This is a genomic window from Micrococcus lylae, from assembly GCF_900163825.1.
GTDB lineage: Bacteria > Actinomycetota > Actinomycetes > Actinomycetales > Micrococcaceae > Micrococcus > Micrococcus lylae.
On sequence record NZ_FUKP01000052.1, the window covers coordinates 1 to 3,786 of the forward strand.

2 protein-coding genes are annotated in these 3,786 nt (G+C 72.8%); one reads left to right on the forward strand and one right to left on the reverse strand.

The features are described 5' to 3' along the window. Positions 1-139: 139 nt before the first annotated feature. Entirely contained in the window at positions 140-2,830 is a 2,691-nt protein-coding gene (locus FM125_RS07690; RefSeq protein ID WP_087134196.1) for a DEAD/DEAH box helicase, read from the reverse strand. A 111-nt stretch (positions 2,831-2,941) separates the two neighbouring features. Here FM125_RS07690 and FM125_RS07695 point away from each other — a divergent pair, with 111 nt between their 5' ends. Continuing rightward, on the forward strand, positions 2,942-3,556 hold the full coding sequence (locus FM125_RS07695; protein ID WP_087134197.1) for a hypothetical protein: 615 nt from the start codon (positions 2,942-2,944) through the stop codon (positions 3,554-3,556). Positions 3,557-3,786: the final 230 nt, after the last annotated feature.

The window sequence follows — 3,786 nt, forward strand, 5'->3', positions numbered from 1 at the left end:
GGGGCTCGTCTCCTCGGACGCCGGCAGCTACGCGATCAGCGGTGCGGCCATCGCCGTGGGGCTGTGGCGCGCGCTCGCCGCGTTCCGGCGGTGGAGCCGCTCCGGCTTCTGAATCCGTCGTCCTCGCCGCGCCCGGCCGTCAGCCGATCCCGAGCCGTGTGCGCTCGGCGGCCAGCACCTGGCGGGCCAACTCGGTGTCCGTAATGTCCACGGCCTCCGGGGCGGCATCGCGCAGGGAGGACTCACGGGCGTGCTCGTCGAACACCACACGTTTGGCCTCCAGCCGCTCGGCCAGCACCCGGTCCACGCCCTCCTCGGACACGAGCCGGTGCACCTGCACGCGGTGCAGCTGCCCCATCCGTTGGACGCGGGCGATCGCCTGGTCCTCCGCCGCAGGCGTCAACTGCGGTTCACAGAGCACCACCACAGAGGCGGCCTGGATGTTCAGGCCCACCCCTCCGGCCGCGGTCTGTGCCAGCAGCACCGTACCGGCCGGCGCCGCGCCGAACCCGTCCACCAGCCGCTGGCGGGCGTCAGGGGGCACTGCGCCGGTGAGTGGCCCGCGGACGGGCACGCCGGCGCGCTCCAGCTCCCGCCGGCACACCTCGAGCACGCCCAGGAACGCACTGAACACCAGCACCCGCTGCCCGGCCTCGGCCGCCCCGGCCACGATGTCCAGCAGCCGCTGCACCTTCTCTGACCGTGCACCGGCCAGGAACGCCGCCTGGCGCAGCCGCGCGAACGTCCCGTCCGCCACGGTCTGCCGGTACTGGTCCTCGTCAGCCGCGGAGAACGGCACGAGCTCCTCCACCTCGATCGCCTCCGGCAGCTCCACCAGCACGTCCTCCTGGTTACGGCGCAGGTACCACGGGGCCACGGCCTCCCGAAACGCCGGGCCGGCCATCCCCTCCGTCCGACGCTCGAGCTCTTCGTCCAGGATCCCCAGCAGAGCCCGGAACTCCTCGAGCCGGCTCAGCAGGGGAGTGCCGGTCAGCAGCACCACGTGCTCGGTGCGGGAGGCCAGGGCCCGCACGCGGGCCGACCGCTGGGCAGAGGTGTTCTTCGCATAGTGCGCCTCGTCCACCACCAGGGCCTGCGGCGCCAGCACGGCGGCCGCCTCCGACCGTTGCCCAGGGCGGTCCCGGTCCCCCATCACGGCTCCGAGCGAGCCGAAGGACGTCACTGCGACACCGCCCTCACGCCGCCAGGCGGCCAGGCCCGCAGACCGGGCCGGGCCATGCAGACGGTGAGCCGGCACCTGCGTGTGCTGCTCGATCTCCCGCATCCAGTTCGGCACCACCGCTGCCGGGCACACCACCAGCATCCGCCGGGCCCCCTGCGCCCACAGGTGCGCAAGCGCCGCCAAGGCCTCCACGGTCTTGCCCAAGCCCATCTCATCCCCGATCAGCACTCGGCGCTGCACCAGCACGAACCGAGCGGCAAAGTCCTGGTACCCGCGCAGGGAGGTGTGCTCGGACATCGCGGAGCGGTCCAACGGCTGGGCACGCACGGCCTCCACCACATCCTCCGGCAGCATGCCCTCTGCGCGGCGCGAGTCCGCGGCCACCAGCTCCAGCTCCTCCAGCAGTGCGGCGAACACCGCCGGCCGTGCCGCCACATCCGCCCAGGCATCCTCCGTCTCTCCCACCGGACGATCCGGATCCGGCAGCCCGTCTGCGAACTCATGGACCTGCCGCACGCCCTCCCGGAACTGTGCCGCCGTCATATCCCCGGCGGAGACAAGCAGATGCGTGGCACCCTCATACAGGGCCCGTGCCGCGGGGGCCAAGGCCGCAGCCAAGGCCAGCTGCCGGGCCCGGTGGTGCACCGGACGCACCGGCTCCCAGGCGCGCAGCCGGTGCACCAGCTCGGTCAGCGGGCCATGCGGAGCGGCATCCTCGTGGCCGGGGTCCAGCGCCACGGACACCTCCTCCCGCACCTGCCCGTGCAGCCCGAGCGCAGCCGCCGCACACCGCTCCGCCATGACCGCGCCGATGCCCGGGTACCGCTGCAACTCCTCACGCCGCACGAACGCCTCCCACGCCGTGTCCACCCCCGCCTCCCGCAGTCGCTGCACGGGGATCCGCCCCTCGGTGACGTCCCTCAGGACCTCCACCGGCATCTGCTGCAGCCGCTCCCGGGCCAGGCTATGGACCACCCTGTCCCCGGCAGCCAACACGAGCCGGCGGCGCTCGGCCTCCGTGCGCACCGCGTGCTCCACGCGCATCCCGTCCTCGGCGAGCCCGGGCAGCTCTGCCGCACCCAACAGAGTCGGTGCCGCACCGATGCCGTCCACGTGCTCGTGCAGCCGCAACCGTCCGTCCGCGGCGGCCTGCATCAGGGCGTGTCCGTCCGGCAGGACGCCCCGGCCCGGGCGGATGCGCTCGAGCATCGCCTCCACGGCATTGCGCATGCCCTCGTGGTGGAAGGCGACCAGCCGGTGGGCCGCCGCCTCTGCCGCTGCCCGCCGCCGACCGCCGAGCAGCACCCGCCGCCAGGACAGCAGCGGGGCCACGGCCGCCGCGTCCTCATCCGGACCCTGGAGCAGCGACTCCACCGACGCCCGCTGTCCCCCGTCCAACGGCACCATCCGGTTCCAGTTTTCCAAGGCCTGCAGCAGAGGCGCGTCCTCCGGGTGCAGGGGAAACAGCCGCCATGCCGTGCTCTCGCCGTTGCGCACCTCAAGGACCCGGCTGGACAGGGCCGCGGCGGCCCCGTCCCGGGCAGCCGCCACGGCCGAGCGTGCTTGGACGATCTCCCGCGCCGTCGCGGACCAGGCGGTGACCTCGTGGATGATGCGGCGCAGACGCTCACGTTCGGGCAGGCTCATCCCTCCATTGTGGAGGTGGCGTCCCACACCGCTCCTATCCTGTCCGCCCACCCTCTAGGATCGAGGTGTCCGAGCCCTGGACGCCCGCTGTGTGCCCCGAGGAGGCCTGCCATGACGAGCCCGATGACCGAACAGCAGTGGACCGACAAGTTCACCGCGGACCACGGCCGCGAGCCCACCCTGTCCGAGTACCGGGCAGCGAAGTCCGCCGGCGAGTTCAGCGAGCCCGCAGCGACGGCCGCACCGGGGACGGCTTTCCCCAACCGCCTCCGAGGCATACCGGCCGTCTACGAGTACCTCCCGCTCATCCTCGCCGGCCTCGGCGGCCTCGCCATCCTCTGCCTGTTCCTGCCCGTCCTCACCGCGCTGGGGGAGAGCGCCAACTGGTTCTCCACCGGCTTGAAGGAAGAGGGATACCTGCTGCTGGTGTCCTTCCTCCTGCTCATCGGCGCCGGGGCCCTGCTCTGGTTCAAGCGCGTCACCTGGGTGCGCATGACCACCGGCGGCCTCGCCGTGCTCGTCGGCATCTTCGCGACCGTGGACGGCTTCGCCAACATCAACCACTTCAGCAACACCCCGTGGGTCAGCCCCGGCATCGGCCTGTACATCATCGGCCTGCTCGGCCTGGCCATGATCGCCGGAGGCGTCCTGTGCTTCCTGCCGGCCGCCGAACGGCACCTCGGGCAGGGACAGCAGCGCCACGCCGTCACCCAGCCCATCGCCTGACCCAAGCCGGTCGAACCCGGTGACCTCACCGGCGGCAGCGAGCGGCCGCCGTCGAGAAACGCAGGAGGGGAATCCATGACGCAGGACGACCACCACACCACGGCCGAGGAGTGGGAGAGGGCGAAGGCCGAGCAGGCCCGCCAGGACGCCCGCCGGCGGAAGAACCGAGGCGCGGGCGCCCGGCCCCGGAGCCTCGGCCGGGACCTCTGGGACTGGATCTGCGGCTGGGG

Excerpts from the sequence above, each read along its gene's own strand:
- FM125_RS07695 (WP_087134197.1), top strand. The coding sequence starts at position 2,942 with ATGACGAGCCCGATGACCGAACAGCAGTGGACCGACAAGTTCACCGCG.
- FM125_RS07690 (WP_087134196.1), bottom strand. The coding sequence starts at position 2,830 with ATGAGCCTGCCCGAACGTGAGCGTCTGCGCCGCATCATCCACGAGGTC.